The organism is Pseudomonas sp. ARP3 (assembly GCF_001029595.1).
In the GTDB taxonomy this organism is placed as follows: Bacteria; Pseudomonadota; Gammaproteobacteria; order Pseudomonadales; family Pseudomonadaceae; genus Aquipseudomonas; species Aquipseudomonas rhodesiae.
The window spans coordinates 153,378-171,709 of the sequence record NZ_LEKF01000010.1; the positions used below are offsets into that span (position 1 = coordinate 153,378).

The following is an 18,332-nucleotide window of genomic DNA, read 5'->3' on the forward strand; positions in this document are numbered from 1 at the left end:
AGAGAAAAGGAGTCACAACCGTGACCGTCAACACAACAGAGAGTAGCGCGCTATTTGCAACCAACGGGGTAACGACCAATTTCCCTTTCTACTTCAAGTTCCTGGCAAATGAGGACCTGATTGTCACTTACATCGATCCGCAAGGGGTAAGCACTCAACTGCTCTTCGGCACGCAGTACACCGCCAACGGGGCAGGGAGCGAATCGGGCGGGAGCGTCGTGACCAGCACCGCCTTGGCAGGCCCTGGCCAGTTGGTGGTAGCGCGGGAAATGGACGTGCTGCAGTTGACGTCCTTGCGTAACCAGGGGAAGTTCCTGGCAGAAATCCATGAGGACGTGTTTGATCGGCTGACCATGCTGATTCAGCAAGGGTTCTCACTGTTCAAGCGAGCGCTTATTCGGCCGCTTGGTCTCGATTACTTCTTCGCAGAGAACCGCCGGATCACCAGCGTTGCAAATCCCATCGGACAGCAGGATGCGGCGACAAAGCAATCTGTCGAGACCTACCTTTCCTCTATTCTGGCGACCGGTCAGGGCCCTGTTAACAACGCCGCAAACGTGCTGTATGCGCCATCGCTCAGTGGAATCACAACCACGGTTGCCGCCGCACTGGACGACCTTCAGCGAGTTACCCAGGGCGTTGCCTTCGTGGCCAATCCGGCGAGCTTTGGCGCAATTAACGATGGTACGCGGCATCCTCTTTCCGATCGATTCGCAACTCTAGCGGCGGCCCAGGCGGTTTACCCGCACGCTACGTCACTCACCAACACCATAGACTGGGCGGCGTTTCAGGCCGCACTCAATACCGGGCTGCCTGTTCGCTACAGCCGCATTCCGTTTATCAACAAGGAGTTGAAAGCAGTTCCTGGCAACGTAAGCATTGCTGCCGAACCCGGGGCGTTCATCGACGCCACGGCAAGCGACTTTGTAGGAACGAACGCCCTCAGCTGCACTGGGTCAATCACGCAGATTGCATCCCTGGCGTCCAACGTCACCGCCGGCTCTCACGTTCTGTCCTTCGCGACGGCGCACGGCCTTGTTTCTGGCGACTGGATTTGCATCTGGAATCCTGTAGGCACCAGCTTCTCTGCGTTCCGCAGCTATTACCACGCGGGAGAATGGGTGCGCGTGGACAAGGTGCTTACTTCGACCAGCGTGAATCTGGCGGGCAATCTCTATGCCGACTACCTGGCCGCCGGCGTGCAAATCTACAAGCTCGCCAAAAACGACGTGACGCTCATTGATGTGTACGTTCGCAGCAGCACCACGGTTACCAACACAATTTTCCTTGAGTCGATCACCAGGCTGAGAACTCGCGGCCTCCGCGCCAACGCCCTGGGCGAAGCTGGAATCGTGATATCGAAAACACCTGACGGCGTGCTACTGGATGGATCAGCTTTCAATCCGGGCACCACTGGAGACGATTACGGGATCATCACAGCGAACTCACAAAACATCCTGGTATCTGGTGGCCAGTACCATGCACGCCGCCATGGCGTGGCTATGGGCGGCTACGCAGGCGCTGGCTGCGTGCCCTGCCGAAACGTGATTATCAGTGAGGCGACAATTACGAACGATGCCACGTCGGGCGTGCATGCGGCGGATATGCACGGCAACTCCGAAAACTGCTGGTTTGTAAATAGTCATACCCGTGGCGGCGGAACCTGGCAGGGCAAGAATAATGGCTATGTTGGTGGCAGTATCAGCGCCATGGATCTCGGCTGTGTGATCTATTCGTCGGAAATGCTCGGCGGGAACTTCACGTTGGACGGTGTCGCGCTTTCCACGTTTACCAATCCGCAAGGCACTGGTCGCGGGATCATTGATGTCGGCGGTCAGAACAATGCCCTGACGGCCAACACTGACGGGCCTGTAAACCTTCTCGTTAAAAACTGCACGCTGAATGGTAAAAACCTCACCAACATAACGTTCTTCCTGCTGTTTCGAAATGCGGGGTCGGTGAACAAAATCAGTGTCGATATTAACGGCATGAATTTCAACGTGAACAATATGGGCTTTGTAATTCGAAGCGCGCTTGATTCCGGTACTGCGTCCTCGGATGGGTTCTCGATACAGAATCTGTCAGGAAACTTACCGCAGGGTGTTGCCTTGCATGGCGCCTCTACCGGCACCTACCCAACACTGCCGCACAGGTTGCCAGGGCTTACCTACACGCAAACCGTTACGACGTCCACGGGGGCAAGCTTCGTGACAGGCACGCCCATTGCCTACCGTTACACCTACCCCAAGGTGCCGGCAGTAGTGGTGAGCACATCGAAAATTACGTTTATCGGCTCTATCACGCCAATTGCGGGCGCTGATCCAGATACCGAAACGGGGTTCACGCCATCTATCAGAACGCCGAACGCCAGCAATTTCACCGCTGCCGTTCCGGTAAAGTTGAATTGCAAGATTGGATTGTCTGAGTTTTGAGTAACAGGCGGCCGGACGCCCGGCCGCTGCTTCAGCTTTCTTGCTTATCGATGGCTGTATCTGCCTTAAATTCGCTGGATGCCATTCCCAACGCCACCGCTACCAGTGGGTAGGCAAAGTACTTTCCGAATATCAGCAGCACGATCGTGGACGCGAGCATTCCCAGGCAGAGCGCTGTCCCATGAGACCTGTCGCCATATACCAATGCGCTTACCGCGAATCGTTTTGTAGGCGAATAGAGCAGGAAAAGGAAGTAGAGGAAACCAAAAATGCCTAATTCCTGCCAGGCCGACAGAATGTTGTGGATGTAGTAGCCGGGCTCGTAATTCCCATAGTCCCCAATAATTGGGCTAGCAAGTATCTTCTCAAATCCCTCTCTAGATATTTCGTCTCTTACGTTTGATGACTCGTCTTTAGACAGGTCCATAAGCTGGGTGATTCTGTTGTCTGCAATTTCTGGATCAATCGACACTAGGGCTACGAGCGCTATCGCCGCCAACGCAATTGCCGCAATGGGAGTTATGATTCTGTACTTTGAAGCGGAGGCCTCGAAGACAAGGAATAATATAACGAACCCTACAAACTCGCTTCTTGCGCTGTTCAAATAAAGGCAGATCATGCCAAGCGCAAATATTGCATTTCTGCAAAGCCTTGACTTAGCCTTTCCAATTGTCAAGGCAAGAGGGCAGATGTACGCAATTGCAAATGTCTGATAGCTTGCAACACTTTCTGGCGTTTCTGACAAAAGCTCAATTGAGAAACGCCCGCCAGAAGACAGGTAAAGTATCGTTGCACTCATTAGTAGCGTTGATGCAGTTATCGTCTTCTTAAATGTTTCATCTGTAATGTTTATGTTTTTGAATATATGGAAGCATACAAGCATATTTATGAATAGCAGGAAGTTTGATTGCGCGTTCTCTGTGTGGTACTCATTGATATAGCTTATGGCGGAAACTAATCCAAACAAAAATATGAATACATAAAATAGCAGGTCATGTTTTTTTATGGTCATTTCTTTTGTTGTTGTTATTACGGAATTCACCAAAAAAACAGAGAGGAGCACCGCGCCGACAAAGCTGATGTAACCGCCCAGGACGTGCGGTATGTAACCGATGCCGGTGCCAACATGGTAAAAAAAAGCACCGGGGAATAGCAGCACGAAAGCAAGCACTGCAAACTTTTCAATTCTGGTTGGCGTTATAGTCGTCAGCATGTCCGTTGCTCCTTGGTGTTCCGTAGGTAGCGCGAGCCTTAATTATTGCAGGTTGCTCGCGTAGCTTGTTGAGCAGCCTGGCTTGGTCACTTTGTAGATTGACCCGTATTCATCCGCCTTAGCTGGGGATATTTTTGATAGCGCTGTATCGGCTGCCGTCCAGGACCTCAGATTTGACGTGGTCAAATATAGTGAGCCTTTAAACGGAACCATAGCGGTAATGCGCTGGCCGAAGAATGCCGGGTTCAGATCGTCGTCCGGTCGGTACGAATGCGGGATGAAGGGCTCGTCTTCTTCTACGCTGAAAAACCGGTTGAAGAATTCCCACTTCCCGGCGGCATGGTCGTATCGCCACACTTCACCCTTCGGCCAATACCCAACAAACAAGTCTCCGCAGTAAGAGGCCATCGTCTGCGCCTCATAACCCATACGCTTGTCTGAAAGCTCTGCAATTTTCGGTGGCGTCATGTCGGATGGTTTTAGCTCAGCGCCATCAAACTCATACAGACGGCCCGTCGGCCACTCTCCCAGAAGAACCCGCCCTTGATAGTTTATTGAACTGTAAAACTGTATTCCCCTAGGGGCGGACAATACTGGCGGCTCGGAACTGGCGCATGAATAAATGTCGTCATGCATTGACATTCTGCACCACTTACCATCTTTGAAAAGTAAGGCATCTCCATAGTTTGTTATGGATAATAAGGAGTCTTTCTTTTTTGCGTAAACATATGGGTAAGTGCCCTTTAGAAAATCAATCGTTGGGCACGCGCCATCACCCAGCAGCGGACAGGCTGAAATAGTTCCGGCATAAGAGTCGTAGTCGAATATATAGCTGTCGGTTTTGTATGCGTTGTCAGAGGCTATTTTTGAAGTGTTGTATATCCCCAACCAGTTTCTCTTATAGCTGATGCTGTTCCCTCTGTCCTCAAAGTAAAGATTCCCGCCGCTTACAAAGGCATATCCGGTATGAAAATCTTTTGATGGTTTTTTCAATTTCTTTATTGAAAAGCTTTTGTTGCTTTCAATAAATTTATGAGTGCCGCCAGGCGCACTTTGGGAATATGTTTGCCAGTGATCAACCGGCGAAGATATAAAGCGCTTCTCTGTTTGGTCCGACGAATTGTTCATCGCTTCGTCAGCAAAGGCCCACTGAAAACTGGCGATAGAAAAAGCCAGAGTAAAAAACTTAAAGCAATAACGCGCACTTCTTAGCACTGCATAGTCTCTCAATCGGTCATTCATGCTTCATCGCACTCGGCCTTGCCTTGTGAAAATGGGCAAGGTTGGTCGTGCGTCGTCCCCCAAAGGCATCCCGCGCGACTGCGCGCCCAGGATCATGGCGGCGGATTCTACAAGCGAATGCCTGGCGTGTCTTAATTTGGCTTGGTATTTGGTCGGCAGGATGCCTGGGGCAGGGACTTTCAGGGCGAAAGCCTGTAGGGAGATTTGCGGGGATTCGTGAATCTTTGTTCAACATCGTTAGGCGTCGATTGCAGTGGGCGCCTACGTAAGGTGTTGCTATTTAAGGCTTTTCGGGACTTCCGCCAGCATGGGGTGCTAGGGGTCGAGTGTTCGAATCACTCCGTCCCGACCATATAATTCAAGGGGTTGCGAGATTTTATCTCGCGACCCCTTTTTATTTTTAGGCGTTTTTACCCCTACAAAAGCTCTGGCTCTTGGTGGAATTTTCAGCTGATACAAAGGTCATGGCGCGAGGAGAGTGCCTCGCTGTGTCCTGGTCGCTTGAGCAGAAGGGGGCGACCGTTAAAGAGCCTTTTCCGGCGCCGGTTGGTCGTTGGGTTGGGCGATGATTGTTTTGAGTTCTGCGCTCATGGGGAATTTGAGATTCAAGCCTTTGGGAGGGATGGGCTGAGTAAACCATTTATCGTAGATGGCGTTGATTTCGCCCGAGACGAAAAGTGACTTGATCGAGTCATCCACGACTTTTTTGAGATCCGGATCACCCCGACGCATTGTGCAACCATAGATTTCGTTGGATTGCGGGGTGCCGGTCACCACCCAATCTTCCGGTTTCTTTGCCTTGGCCATCTCGCCCGCCAGCAATGCGTCGTCCTGCATAAACGCAATGGCGCGGCCGGACTCGAGCATTTGGTAAGACTCTCCAATGTCTTTGGCAGAGATGACGTTCATGTTCATCTTTTTCTCGGCATTTATGACCTTGAGCATCCGTTCGGCAGTGCTGCCAGCAGTGGTCACTACGTTCTTGCCATTGAGATGGTCAAAGTCTTTGTAGATCGAATCCTTTCGGACCAACAGTCGAGTGCTGGCTTCGAAGATGCCGACTGAAAATTCGACTTGCTGCGCCCTCTCTGCGGTATTGGTTGTAGAACCGCACTCCAGATCGACAGTACCGTTTTGCACAAGCGGGATGCGCGTTTGTGACGTCACCAGGTTGTACCGTACGTTCAGCTCGGGCATCTCAAGTTCCTGCTTGATAGCGTCGACAATTTTCAATTGGATGTCATGCGAGTAGCCAACTGGTTTGCCGGAAGCGTCGGCGATGTAGGAGAACGGAATTGAAGAGTCTCGGTGCCCCAGGGTTATGGTCCCCGAGTTCTTAATTTTTTTAAGTGTACCGGTAAGTTCGGCAGCCATCGCTGGCGTGAAGGTTAACGCCGCAGTCAGCGTAACGCCCAGCATTGCAGGGAAGACTCGCATCAAAAGCTCCTCATAAAGGTGGGGCGAGTCTTTTTCTGACTCGCCCATCTTTGGCTCAGCGGACGTTTTCGCTGGGCCTGGCGACTTGCTTGTTGTTAGTGACGGTCCAGCCAGACGGTCTGTGCATTACAGAATTCGCGCACACCGAAATGCGAAAGCTCACGGCCAAACCCGCTTTTCTTTACGCCGCCGAAGGTGACGCGTGGGTCGGTTGCGCAATAGCCATTGATGAACACGCCTCCGGTTTCCAGTTCGCCGGCCAGCTTCTGGGCCAGTTGGACATTGCGTGTGTAGATGGTCGAGGCGAGCCCAAATTCACTGTCGTTAGCCAGTTCCAATGCATGTGCGGCGTCCCGCGCGGTGATGATCGATGCCACGGGCCCAAACAATTCCTGTTTGAATGAGGTCATCTGGTCGGTGACATCACCAAAGACCGTAGGCTCGTAGTAGTTGCCAGGGCCTTCGGCCTTTCTGCCTCCCAACAACAAGGTCGCACCTTCTTCCAGGGTGTCTCGGACCTGACGATCCAGTTCATCGCGCAAATCAAAGCGGGCCATGGGCCCTATGTAAGTGTCTGTGGCCAGTGGATCGCCGATGACCAACTTGGAGGTGGATTCGACAAACTTGCGGGTAAATTCCTCGACAACGCCTTGTTCGACAATTAAGCGTTTAGCCGCCGCGCAGACTTGTCCGGTGTTTTGGTAGCGGCCAATCACAGCGGCTTTGACAGCTTCGTCCAGGTCGGCGTCGTTGAGCACTATGAAGGGATCTGAGCCACCCAGTTCCAACACACATTTTTTCAAAGCTGCACCCGCCTGTGCCCCAATAGCCATGCCCGCTCGGACGCTGCCAGTGAGCGTGACCGCGGCGATGCGAGTGTCTGTTATCGCAGTGGAGACACCGTCGGGCGTGACATTGATGACTTCGAACACACCTTCAGCAAAGCCGGCGCGCTTGAACGCGTCTAGTAGCAGATAGGCGCATCCCATCACGTTCGGCGCATGTTTGAGGACGTAGGTATTGCCGGCAATCAACGCCGGGACGGCGCCACGCAGCACCTGCCAGATCGGAAAGTTCCAAGGCATCACGGCGAGAATCGGACCCAGTGGACGATATTCAATTCGTGCCTTTCCGCCCTCAACCTGAGTGGGTTCGGCGGTTAGCATGGCGGGGCCGTGCTCGGCGTACCACTCACAGAGTTGCGCACACTTTTCAATCTCACCGCGCGCCTGAGTGTTGGGTTTGCCCATCTCTTGAGTGATCATCTTCGCCATCGCTTCTGCGTTGTCGCGCAATGCCCTTGCCAAAGCGATCAGTGCTTGCGAACGCATTTCGACGGGTTGGCTACGCCAGGTGGAAAACCCCTTGTTAGCACGTGACAGTGATGCCTCCAGTTCCGATGCGGATTCGAAGGGGTAGTGGCCGATCTGCTCACCATTGGCGGGATTGATTGAAATGGCATGGGTAAGGCTGGAAACGTTAGTCATGACACCGTCCTGTAGGATGGGAATGGATTCATAGCTTCTAAGCAACGGCGCCGGTGTTGAATCAGGTCGCGCGAGCCAAAATGGATTGCGCGCGACCAATGACCGGCGCATCGACCATTTGCCCATCCAGCACGAAAACGCCTTCACCTGAACGAGCGGCTTCGATAATGCGTTGCGCCCAGTGCAATTCTTCCTGGCTTGGTTTTAGCGCCTGATGAATGATCGCGACTTGGGTTGGATGGATACAAAGCGCGCCACCAAAGCCCATGTCGCGTGCAAAATGAACCGCGCGTAGTAGCCCAGCGGTGTCCTGGATCGACGGAAATACTCCATCCAACGCTGGAGCGAGCACTGCAACCCGGGTGGCGAGCAAAACGGCGTAGCGCGCATGGCTAAGGATTTCTTCGGCGGCATGGCTGCCAGTAGTCAGGTTCAGGTCCAGACCCAGATCCAGACTACCGAACGACAACCGCTCAACGCCTTGAGTGCCGGCAATTTCGTTGAGTGCTGACAAGCCCTTCGCGCTCTCGATGATTGGCCAAATCGGTTTTTCGGTACCGGCAGCTGTGGTGACCTGTTTCGCGCTTTCTGCTTTGGGTAGCAGAATTCCGATAACGCCGGCGTGGCGTCGGCAAAGATCCAGATCCGCAACATGCGCCCAGTGATCCGGGGCATTCACTCGGACCAGAATCCGTGCATCCGGGGCTTCGCTCAGGAACGCGTCGAGATTATCCCTCGCCTGCTCCTTGAGGTTTTCTTGCACGGCATCTTCCAAGTCAACGATGACTCGATCCGCCCCGGTGGCAATAGCTTTTGAGATGCGCTCTGGTCGAGTAGCCGGCACAAACAGGGCGGAGCGAACAATTGATTTGCTCATGGCGTTGCTCCATTGCTGAACTCGATCTCTCCGATCTGTGCTGTGCCGTCCTGATTGCCAGCCCAGACCTGTGCCTTGCCGTTTTCGATTAGACGTCCGCCCACCTGGAAAGGCTTAGGCGAAATCAGAGGTCGTACTCCGCGGAATGCGAAACGCTCCAGGCGCGCAGTTGGATGCGCTTTGGTAAAGGCACGCAAATTCAACGTGGCGATCAATGGACCATGTACCACCAGCCCCGGATAACCTTCGGTCTCTGTCACATACGGCCAGTCATAGTGAATACGATGACCATTGAAGGTCACTGCGGAATAGCGAAACAGCAGGGTTGGAGTGGGCTCTATCCGTTCCTGCCATTGGCCTTCAGGTAGCTTTTCGGTACCGTTCAGTTTGGGCGGGGAAGGTTCACGGTAAACAATGTCCTGATCGTCTTGAAGGGCGCGTTTGCCGTCCTGGAAAAACTCATGGCGTACTGTGACGAACAATAAGGAACCCGTGCGACCGTGCTTCTCCTCGACGTTGAGGATGGTCGATACACAGGTCACTTCAGCATCCACTTTTAATGGCTGGAAAAACTCAATTCGGCTTCCCGCCCACATGCGATTGCGGTTATGGGCCGGCGGCAAAAATCCCCCAAGCGCTGGATGGCCGTCCGGCCCCAGTTCGCTGGCACCCACCGGCTCCTGAAAAAATGCCCAGTGCCACAGGGGCGGCAGCGGCTCACCGGGTTGTGGTGCCGACTCGCCCAATGTCGCGGCAATGCGTCTGACCAGAGTGAAACTGATCCGGTCCTGGCTTTCCTGACGTCGTCCAATCCAGGCGGAAAAATCGGAACTGCTGCTCATATTCTTTGCTCCAGTCGGTCAGTGATCAGGCCAGGGTGGCCATTTCTGGAATCGCTTCAAAAAGATCCGCCACCAGGCCGTAATCGGCCACCTGGAAGATCGGCGCTTCTTCGTCCTTGTTGATCGCAACGATCACTTTGGAGTCTTTCATGCCGGCCAAGTGCTGGATCGCGCCGGAAATACCGACGGCGATGTACAGCTGTGGAGCAACGATCTTGCCGGTCTGACCGACCTGCATGTCGTTGGGTACGAAACCTGCGTCCACTGCCGCGCGGGAAGCGCCAACAGCAGCGCCCAGCTTGTCGGCCAGGGCGTACAGGTGCTTGAAGTTATCGCCGTTCTGCATGCCGCGGCCGCCGGAAACGACGATCTTGGCAGCGGTCAGTTCCGGACGATCGGACTTGGCCAGTTCTTCACCAACGAAGCTGGAAGTACCGGCGTCGTGAGCAGCAGCCACCGATTCAACGGCAGCCGAACCACCTTCAGCGGCAACCGGGTCGAAACCGGTGGCACGCACGGTGATCACTTTCACTGCAGCGTTGGACTGTACGGTCGCGATGGCGTTACCGGCGTAGATCGGACGCTGGAAGGTGTCAGCGCTGACCACGGCGATGATCTCGGAGATCTGGTCAACGTCCAGCTGCGCGGCAACGCGTGGCAGGATGTTTTTGCCGGTGGAAGTAGCGGCAGCCAGGATGTGGCTGTAGCCCTTGCCCAGTTCAGCGACCAGAGGAGCAACGTTTTCCGGCAGCTGGTGAGCGTAGGTAGCGTTGTCGGCAACCAGCACTTTAGCCACGCCAGCCACTTTCGCAGCGGCTTCAGCCACGGCGCCAGCGCCCTGGCCTGCAACTAGAACGTGGATGTCAGCGCCGATTTTGACGGCAGCAGCCACGGTGTTCAGCGTGGCCGGGGCCACTACTTTGTTGTCGTGTTCAGCGATTACCAAGATAGTCATGATTAGGCTCCTAAGCTCAAAGCACCTTCGCTTCGTTTTTCAGTTTCTCGACCAGTTCAGCCACCGACTTGACCTTGATACCCGCGCTGCGTGCAGCAGGCGCTTCGACTTTCAGGGTTTTGTTGGTGGAGGCGGTGGAAACGCCCAAAGCGTCCGCAGTCAGCACGTCGAGAGGCTTCTTCTTGGCTTTCATGATGTTGGGCAGCGACGCGTAGCGCGGCTCGTTCAAACGCAGGTCGGTGGTGACGATGGCCGGCAGTTTCAGGGAAACTGTCTGCGCGCCGCCGTCGATTTCACGGGTAACAGCCACGCTGTCGCCGCTGATTTCGACTTTCGAAGCGAACGTGCCCTGACCGTAGCCGCTCAATGCAGCGAGCATCTGGCCAGTCTGGTTGTTGTCGCTGTCGATGGCTTGTTTGCCAAGGATCACCAGCTGTGGCTGTTCCTTGTCGACAACAGCCTTGAGCAGCTTGGCAACGGCCAGGGAAGTCAGATCTTCGGCGGATTCGACGAGGATGGCGCGATCGGCACCCTGAGCCAGCGCGGTGCGCAGTTGCTCTTGAGCGGTGGACGGGCCGATGGAGACGACAACGATTTCGGTCGCAACACCCTTTTCTTTCAGGCGTACGGCTTCTTCCACGGCGATCTCGCAGAACGGGTTCATCGACATTTTCACGTTGGCGAGGTCGACGCCGGAATTGTCCGCCTTAACGCGAACCTTGACGTTGTAGTCGACCACTCGTTTCACAGCTACCAGCATTTTCATTGGGCAGTGTTCTCTCGAAAAACTTTGATTGTTGCAGGCAGGTTTTTTGTTTTCAGATGAAGGCTAAATCGCCCCGGCTGCGCGCATTTGTTCAATACGGTCTGTACCCAGACCCAGTTCCCTGAGCACCTGTTCGGTGTGCTGACCGAGGCCCGGTACGGCATCCATACGTGGCTCGAACGCGCTGTTGCTGCCGGGAGGTATCAAGCTCGGGACGGTGCCGGCGGAGGTTTCGACTTCCCGCCATCGGTCACGTGCCTGAAGTTGCGGATGGTCCCAAACACCTTGCATGTCGTTGACCCGGGCGTTCGCAATTTGCGCATGCTCTAACCGTTCAAACACGGCATCGAAATTGAGTGTGGAGAACGATTCAACGATGAGTGCCCGCAGCGCTTGACGGTTTTCGACGCGCTTGAAGTTGGCAGAGAAGCGTTCGTCTTTCGCCAGTTCAGGAGTAAGCAGTACCTTGTCGCAAAACAGCCGCCACTCTCGTTCGTTCTGCAACCCCAGCATGACTGTGGTGCCGTCACCGATAGGGAAGGGGCCATAGGGGTAGATCGTGGCGTGCGCGGCGCCGGCGCGAGGGGGAGGTGTAGCGCCGTCGTAGGCGTAGTACATCGGGTAGTTCATCCACTCGACCAGGCTTTCCAGCATCGACACATCGAGGTGGCTACCTTCGCCAGTGCGTCCACGCAACAGCAAGGCAGATAGAATTCCGGTGTAGGCGTACATGCCGGCCGAGATGTCAGCAATCGAGCAACCGGCCTTGGCCATTTCTTCCTCACCCGGTCCGCCGGTGACCGATAGGAATCCGCCTTCGCTCTGGATCAACAGGTCATAGGCTTTTTTCTTTTCATACGGGCCGCCTGCGCCGTAGCCTGAAATGTCACAAACGATCAGGCGCGGAAACCGCTGATGCAAAGCCTCAAATGAAAGTCCCATTCGTGCTGCGGCACCCGGCGCCAGGTTCTGCACCAGGACATCGGCAGTGGCCAGCAAGCTGTCCAGCACCTCGGTGGCCGAATCTTGTTTCAGATCGAGGGTCAGGCTTTCTTTCGAACGATTGGTCCAGACGAAGTGCGAGGCGAGACCGTTGACGCGTTGGTCGTACCCTCTGGCGAAGTCACCCGTGCCTGGGCGTTCGACCTTGATCACGCGCGCGCCAAGATCGGCCAATTGTCGGGTGCAGAAGGGCGCTGCAATCGCATGCTCAAGGCTGACGACGGTAATGCCATCGAGCGGACGGATGCCTTTGGGTTGGCTCATGATTATTATCTCTCTTGTCATGGCTCCCCAGCCGCGCCAGCTTGGGCCGACGCACTGGGCTTTACGCTGATCCTTTAAAAGGAGCGCGGCAGTTCAAGTAGGTGTTCGGCAACGTACGACAGGATCAGGTTGGTGGAGATGGGCGCCACCTGATACAGACGGGTTTCACGGAATTTACGCTCGACGTCGTATTCGCAGGCAAAGCCGAAGCCTCCGTGGGTCTGCAAGCAGGCATTAGCCGCTTCCCAGGAGGCTTTCGCCGCCAGGTACTTGGCCATGTTGGCGCTGGCCCCGGCGTTGAGGCCGCTGTCGTATTCCTCGCAGGCGCGCCAGCGCATCAGGTCGGCCGCTTCGATTTCGATGTGCGCTTCGGCGATGGGGAATTGCACGCCCTGGTTCTGCCCGATAGGACGCCCAAACACCACGCGGTCGCGAGCATAGGCACTGGCCTTTTCGATAAACCAGCGACCGTCACCGATGCATTCGGCGGCGATGAGGGTGCGCTCGGCATTCAACCCGTCGAGGATGTAGCGGAAGCCTTTGCCTTCCTCGCCGATCAGACTGTCTGCGGGGATCTCCAGGTTGTCGAAGAACAACTCATTGGTCTCGTGGTTGACCATGTTGGCGATGGGTTGCACTGTCATGCCATTGCCGATGGCCTCACGCAGGTCGACAAGGAAGATCGACATGCCCTCGGACTTCTTCTTCACCTCGGCCAAGGGTGTGGTGCGCGCTAGCAGGATCATCAAGTCGGAATGCTGGATTCGTGAGATCCACACCTTCTGCCCATTGATCACATACTTGTCGCCGCGCTTGATCGCGGTGGTCTTGATCTTGGTGGTGTCGGTGCCGGTAGTGGGTTCGGTGACGCCCATCGATTGCAGGCGCAATTCACCGCTGGCCAGTTTCGGCAGGTAGTAGCTTTTCTGCGCCTCGCTGCCGTGTCGTAGCAGGGTGAACATGTTGTACATCTGCCCGTGGACGGTGCCGGAGTTGCCGCCGCAACGGTTCACTTCTTCAAGGATCACCGAGGCCTCGGCCAGCCCGAGGCCGGATCCGCCGTACTCGACAGGAATCATCGCCGCCAGCCAGCCGGCATCGGTCAGGGCCTTGACGAAGGTTTCCGGAAAACCTTTTTCTTCGTCGACTTTGCGCCAGTAAGCCGCATCGAATTCAGCGCACAGAGCACGTACGCCCTCGCGGATGGCATTGAGCTCTTCAGAGTTACGGTCAGTCATTATTATTCTCCTCAACGTGTCACGCACGGCATCTGCCCTGCGTGACCGGGTCCGGGCAAAGAGCAATCAGATCGGGTTGAAACCCAAGGCGGCACGGAAGCGATTCTTGACGTAATGACCATCGCGCGGTGGCAGCACCCGTGGCGGGTTTTCCGCTTTGATCTTTATCGTCGCGAGCTTGACGCCGTCGCGGCTCGCAAAGCGCTCGCGCAGGTCATGTACGCCTTCCATGTCGCGGATTTCATCGGTCCAACTGAAGCCGCAAGTCTTCGCCACCTGGTCCAGGGAAATACCAAAACCGGCGTGGCTGACTTGCATGCCGGTTTCACCAAAGTGACCGTTATCCAGCACCGCGATGGTCAGGTTGGCGGGCTTTTGCAGTGCTACCGTGGCCAGTGCACCGAAGCCCATGAGCAACTCGCCGTCACCGGTGACTACCACCACCGATTTGTCTGGCTGCGCATTTGCCAGGCCCAGACCCACAGTGATCGCGCTGCCCATGGCAGCCCACAGGTAATAATTCAGATCATTGTCACCGGCAGCCATGACGTCGTAGGACGCCGAACCGAGACCCGTCACGACCAGCACGTCTTTGCGGTCGGCCAGCAAGGCCTTGACCACTTCGCGGCGGCACAGAGTGTGGTTTGCGCTTACTTGACCCATTTCTTTTCTCCAATCAGGCGCTGACCGAGCAGCAGGGCAGTGGACGAATCACCGTTGAAGGCCATGGTCGCGGCACCGTGCAGCAGCGGGGCAACGTCTTCCGGGACGTCCGCGCGCCAGGTCATCACTTTCATCAGATTCAGGGAGGCTTCTGTGGCCTGGCCCATCGGGTTCTGCCACGCGTTGAATTCGGCCCAGTCGCCGCGCATGGTGACCACCATCAACAGCGGGAAGCCGGCACAGACTTGAAGTGCCAGGGTGTTGATGCAGTTACCGACGCCGCTGGACTGCATCAAGAGTGCACCGCGCTCACCGCCCAGCCAGGCGCCGGCGAGGTAGCCGATGCCTTCTTCTTCGGTGGTGAGGACGACAGCCTTGATATCCGGGTCGGCATACGACATGCGGATGGCCGCCGAGTGACCTGCATCCGGTACGAAGACCACGTGTTTGACGTCGTGGGCCTTGAGCACGCGGAACACGTCCTCTTGCCAATCCTGTCCCACGGTGTGTTCAGCTTCTGTTGACATGCCAATCTCCCAAGCAGTGCTGCTTTTGTGTTTTCACCCATTCTGGGAGTGCTGGGAGCGGACTGCGACTACCGTTTTTGTCTTTGAGATATGCCCATTTTGTATAGCAGGTGGGGTGAATGCGTGGCCTGCCGGGCAACGGCGATAGCCACGCATTATGGGAAGGGAAATGATTAACGTAGTGAGGTGCAGAAGGTACGGATCGCCTCGCAGGCCCGGCGCAATGAAGCCTCATCCAGGGCGTAGGCGATGCGAATGTAAGGGCCAAGACCAAAAGCGCTACCATGCACTACGGCCACATCCGCTTCGTCGAGCAGTGCATGCGCGACATCTTCGTCGGTGTGCAGTACCCGGCCACCCGCTGAGGTACGCCCGATCAATCCGGCACAGGACGCGAACGCGTAGAACGCCCCGGCTGGACTGACGCATTCAAGGCCTGGGGTGTCGTTCAGCAGCGCCACCATCAAATCGCGACGACTCTGGAATGCCACCCGGCTTTCACGGATGAAATCCTTGGGACCTTCCAGTGCCGCGAGCGCAGCCTGTTGCGACACAGAGCTGGCGCCAGAGGTTTGCTGACCTTGCAGTTTTTCCATGGCTTCCAGCAACCAGCGCGGCCCTGTGGCGAAACCGATTCGCCAGCCGGTCATAGCATAGGCCTTGGACACACCGTTCATGGTCAGGGTGCGAGGTGCCAGTCGTGGTTCAACCTGGGCCAGGGTGTAGAACGCTTGATCATCAAAAATCAGATGCTCGTAGATGTCATCGGCCAGAATCAGCACGTGAGGGTGAGCCAACAACACCTCAGCCAAGGCGTGCAGTTCTTCCCGGCTATACACCGCGCCGGTCGGGTTGGACGGCGAATTGAGGATCAACCAGCGGGTCTGCGGTGTGATCGCGGCGGCCAGCGCCGAGGGCGTCAGCTTGAAGCCAGTGTCGGCGTCGCAAGTAACGATTCGGGCTTCACCGCCACACAATTGAACCATCTCCGGGTAACTGACCCAGTACGGCGCCGGCACGATAACTTCGTCACCCTCATTGAGGGTCGCGGCCAAGGCGTTGTAGATCACCTGTTTGCCACCGTTGCAGACAAGGGTGTCTTGCCAGGCTACGTCCAGACCGTTCTCACGACGGAACTTGGCGGCCACTGCTTCTCGCAGTGAACGTACACCGGCGACCTGGGTGTAGCGGGTGTGGCCGTGTTCAATGGCATGAATGGCCGCTTCACGCACATGCTTGGGCGTATCGAAATCCGGCTCGCCGGCACACAGCGAAATAATTTTCGCGCCTTGCGCCCGGCGCTCTGCCACCCGATCCATGATTCGGTAAGTCGCGGACGGCTGCGCATTGGCAAGACGCTGATTCAGACGTTGGATATCGGCGCTCATGCGCGAGTTCTCCACTCAGTCAGGTTCATCAGTTCCAGGGTCGAGCGGCCCTCGGTCAACGCCTGCATCATCTGCGCTTCCTTGTCCGCCCGCGCTTCACCTTCTGCCAAGGTGCGTGCGGCATCCGCCTTGGGAATGATGATCACACCATCATCGTCGGCCACCACCCAGTCGCCCTGTGTCACGAAAGCACCATTGAAATTGAACGGCTGCCCCACCGAAAGCGCACTGGCTTTGACTGTGCCTTTCAGCGAGATGCCGCGGGCGAACACCGGGAACTGGCGTTTCTTCAGGGCCGCAATATCGCGTACGCCACCATCGATCACCAGCCCGACCACGCCAGCCGCTTCGGCCGCCACGGTCAGCACTTCGCCCCAATAACCGGCGATGAAGCTGCCCGTGCCTACGACCAGCACGCTGCCACGGGGCACACGTTCCATCGCCAGGTGCAGGGCGAGGTTGTCGCCGGGCGAGCATTCCAGAGGGTAAGCGGGAGCGGAGATAAAGGCACCGTCCCAGATCGGGCGGATCGCGCTGTCGACCGCGCAAGGCAGGTGGGACGCTTCATACAGCGTCGAACTGCCCAGCACTTTTGCCCGTGCGTAAGAATCCAGGGGGAGGGGGAGTATGGTCATCAAACTTTCCTCTGCAGGCTGTGGTAGCCCAGTGCGGCGCGGGCTTCTTTAAGGGTTTTGCCCTGAGCGATCAGGGCGCGAATGTCGGCTTCGACCGATTCGATCTGACGGGCACACGCTGCCACTTCAGCTGCACGAGCCCGGGGGACGACGACCACACCGTTGGCGTCGGCGACTACGATGTCGCGGGCACAGACCCGGGCGGCACCGATGGACACCGGCTGGTTGACCGACTGAACCTGTACGCGGTCTTTGCCGGTGCGCATGAAGCGGCCCTTGCTGAAGATCGGGTAGCCATCGCCCAGTGCTTTGTTCACGTCACGGCAAACACCGTCGATGACTGTGGCAGCGATCTGCCGAGTACCGGCGTACTGGGTCATGATGTCGCCCCAGACGGTGCAATCAGTGCGGCCGCCGTTGTCGATGACCACCACATCGCCGGGCGCGACGTCTTCGATGAAATCGCCAACGGTACCCGGAGGTACGCTGGCCGAGACGTACTGCACGGTAAACGCCGGGCCGACGATAACCTTGCTGTAGTTGTCCAGTGGCGCCACACCGAGGCATTGGCCGGGCAGGCCGAGTTTGTCCAGCGCATCGGAAACACCCGGGGTGTCCAGGCCTTCAAACAAGGCGACCAGTTCTTTGTCTTCGATATTCATCAGGCGTGCTCCGTGTGGATCGCTTCGAATTGGGTGTCATGCATCACTTCGGCGACCGAGCGACCGCTGCGGACAGCCTCGACCATGCCGTCCTGGCGGCGGGCGATACGCTCGCCAAGGTCGAGCACTTTCTCGATATAGGCTGAGGGCACGAATACGGTGCCGCAGGTATCGGCGATGACATAGTCGTTCTCGCTGACGTCGACGCCGGCCACGTTGATGGTTACGGCGGCATCGATCTGCACCACCCGATTGCGGGCACTGATCATGGTCACCCCGCGGCCATAAACCGGGTAGCCAATCGACTCGCTGCCGTCGATGTCGCGGCTGAAACCGTCGATTACCGTGCCGCGCACTTTCTTGCTGGCCGCTGCATTGGCGAGGATATCGCCCCAGCAGGAGATGCCTTCGATTCCACCTGCAATCACCAGCACACGATCATCGCTGTCGATCTGTTCCACCACGGGGGTAATCAGGTGCACAGTGGGGACGTTGTCGGATTTAGGAGCCAGCAGCACGGTGCTGGCGCGGCCGACAATCTTTGGGCAGTTCCACAGTGGGCGCAGCCCAACAGTGGCACCCGGCAGGCCGATGAAGTCGAGCGCATCGGAAACCGTGTTGGTATCCAGCGCCGCCAAGCGATCCAGCAAACTCTTATTGATCATGGGAAAGCCTCAGTGGTGACGGAGGCGCCCAGTGTTA

General features: G+C 56.5%; 17 protein-coding genes. 1 reads left to right on the forward strand and 16 read right to left on the reverse strand.

The features are described from left to right. Window positions 1–20 precede the first annotated feature (20 nt). Window positions 21–2,432, forward strand: a complete 2,412-nt coding sequence (locus ABX75_RS14150) for a hypothetical protein (RefSeq protein WP_047882142.1) — start codon at window positions 21–23, stop codon at window positions 2,430–2,432. Window positions 2,433–2,463: 31 nt separating this feature from the next. Here ABX75_RS14150 and ABX75_RS14155 read toward each other — a convergent pair whose 3' ends face one another. The 16 genes from ABX75_RS14155 to ABX75_RS14230 form a co-directional block, all read right to left on the reverse strand. After that, a complete protein-coding gene (locus ABX75_RS14155; protein ID WP_047882143.1) occupies window positions 2,464–3,645 on the reverse strand; it encodes a hypothetical protein in 1,182 nt (393 codons plus the stop codon). 42 nt (window positions 3,646–3,687) lie between these two features. Continuing rightward, window positions 3,688–4,887: a hypothetical protein gene (locus ABX75_RS14160; RefSeq protein WP_047882144.1), complete on the reverse strand. Its 1,200-nt coding sequence runs from the start codon at window positions 4,885–4,887 to the stop codon at window positions 3,688–3,690. 522 nt (window positions 4,888–5,409) lie between these two features. After that, window positions 5,410–6,324 (reverse strand): transporter substrate-binding domain-containing protein, encoded by a 915-nt coding sequence (locus tag ABX75_RS14165; RefSeq protein ID WP_034099846.1) that lies wholly within the window; start codon window positions 6,322–6,324, stop codon window positions 5,410–5,412. A gap of 95 nt (window positions 6,325–6,419) precedes the next feature. Then, on the reverse strand, window positions 6,420–7,811 hold the full coding sequence (locus tag ABX75_RS14170) for an aldehyde dehydrogenase family protein (protein ID WP_034114364.1): 1,392 nt from the start codon (window positions 7,809–7,811) through the stop codon (window positions 6,420–6,422). A 61-nt stretch (window positions 7,812–7,872) separates the two neighbouring features. After that, window positions 7,873–8,688 carry a CoA ester lyase gene (locus ABX75_RS14175; RefSeq protein WP_034099100.1) on the reverse strand — a complete coding sequence of 272 codons (816 nt, stop codon included), beginning with the start codon at window positions 8,686–8,688 and terminating at the stop codon, window positions 7,873–7,875. After that, on the reverse strand, window positions 8,685–9,530 hold the full coding sequence (locus tag ABX75_RS14180) for a MaoC family dehydratase N-terminal domain-containing protein (RefSeq protein ID WP_034099098.1): 846 nt from the start codon (window positions 9,528–9,530) through the stop codon (window positions 8,685–8,687). The genes ABX75_RS14175 and ABX75_RS14180 overlap by 4 nt, the downstream gene beginning before the upstream one ends. A 25-nt stretch (window positions 9,531–9,555) precedes the next feature. Next, window positions 9,556–10,485: an electron transfer flavoprotein subunit alpha/FixB family protein gene (locus tag ABX75_RS14185; protein ID WP_034099096.1), complete on the reverse strand. Its 930-nt coding sequence runs from the start codon at window positions 10,483–10,485 to the stop codon at window positions 9,556–9,558. A 16-nt stretch (window positions 10,486–10,501) separates the two neighbouring features. Next, window positions 10,502–11,251 carry an electron transfer flavoprotein subunit beta/FixA family protein gene (locus tag ABX75_RS14190; protein ID WP_034099095.1) on the reverse strand — a complete coding sequence of 250 codons (750 nt, stop codon included), beginning with the start codon at window positions 11,249–11,251 and terminating at the stop codon, window positions 10,502–10,504. Window positions 11,252–11,314: 63 nt separating this feature from the next. Continuing rightward, a complete protein-coding gene (locus tag ABX75_RS14195; RefSeq protein ID WP_047882145.1) occupies window positions 11,315–12,517 on the reverse strand; it encodes a CaiB/BaiF CoA-transferase family protein in 1,203 nt (400 codons plus the stop codon). 74 nt (window positions 12,518–12,591) lie between these two features. Further along, window positions 12,592–13,755 (reverse strand): acyl-CoA dehydrogenase family protein, encoded by a 1,164-nt coding sequence (locus tag ABX75_RS14200; RefSeq protein WP_034099092.1) that lies wholly within the window; start codon window positions 13,753–13,755, stop codon window positions 12,592–12,594. A 66-nt stretch (window positions 13,756–13,821) separates the two neighbouring features. Next, window positions 13,822–14,418, reverse strand: coding sequence for a thiamine pyrophosphate-dependent enzyme (locus tag ABX75_RS14205; RefSeq protein ID WP_003442218.1), 597 nt, complete (start codon window positions 14,416–14,418; stop codon window positions 13,822–13,824). Further along, window positions 14,406–14,945, reverse strand: a complete 540-nt coding sequence (locus ABX75_RS14210; RefSeq protein ID WP_003442221.1) for a thiamine pyrophosphate-binding protein — start codon at window positions 14,943–14,945, stop codon at window positions 14,406–14,408. Before ABX75_RS14210 ends, ABX75_RS14205 begins: the two co-directional genes overlap by 13 nt. Window positions 14,946–15,118: 173 nt before the next feature. Continuing rightward, window positions 15,119–16,333 (reverse strand): pyridoxal phosphate-dependent aminotransferase, encoded by a 1,215-nt coding sequence (locus ABX75_RS14215; protein ID WP_034114369.1) that lies wholly within the window; start codon window positions 16,331–16,333, stop codon window positions 15,119–15,121. Continuing rightward, window positions 16,330–16,968, reverse strand: coding sequence for an RraA family protein (locus tag ABX75_RS14220; RefSeq protein WP_034099085.1), 639 nt, complete (start codon window positions 16,966–16,968; stop codon window positions 16,330–16,332). The genes ABX75_RS14215 and ABX75_RS14220 overlap by 4 nt, the downstream gene beginning before the upstream one ends. After that, entirely contained in the window at window positions 16,968–17,630 is a 663-nt protein-coding gene (locus ABX75_RS14225; protein WP_034099083.1) for an RraA family protein, read from the reverse strand. Before ABX75_RS14225 ends, ABX75_RS14220 begins: the two co-directional genes overlap by 1 nt. Continuing rightward, window positions 17,630–18,295 carry an RraA family protein gene (locus ABX75_RS14230; protein ID WP_034099082.1) on the reverse strand — a complete coding sequence of 222 codons (666 nt, stop codon included), beginning with the start codon at window positions 18,293–18,295 and terminating at the stop codon, window positions 17,630–17,632. Before ABX75_RS14230 ends, ABX75_RS14225 begins: the two co-directional genes overlap by 1 nt. Between the last annotated feature and the right edge of the window lie 37 nt (window positions 18,296–18,332).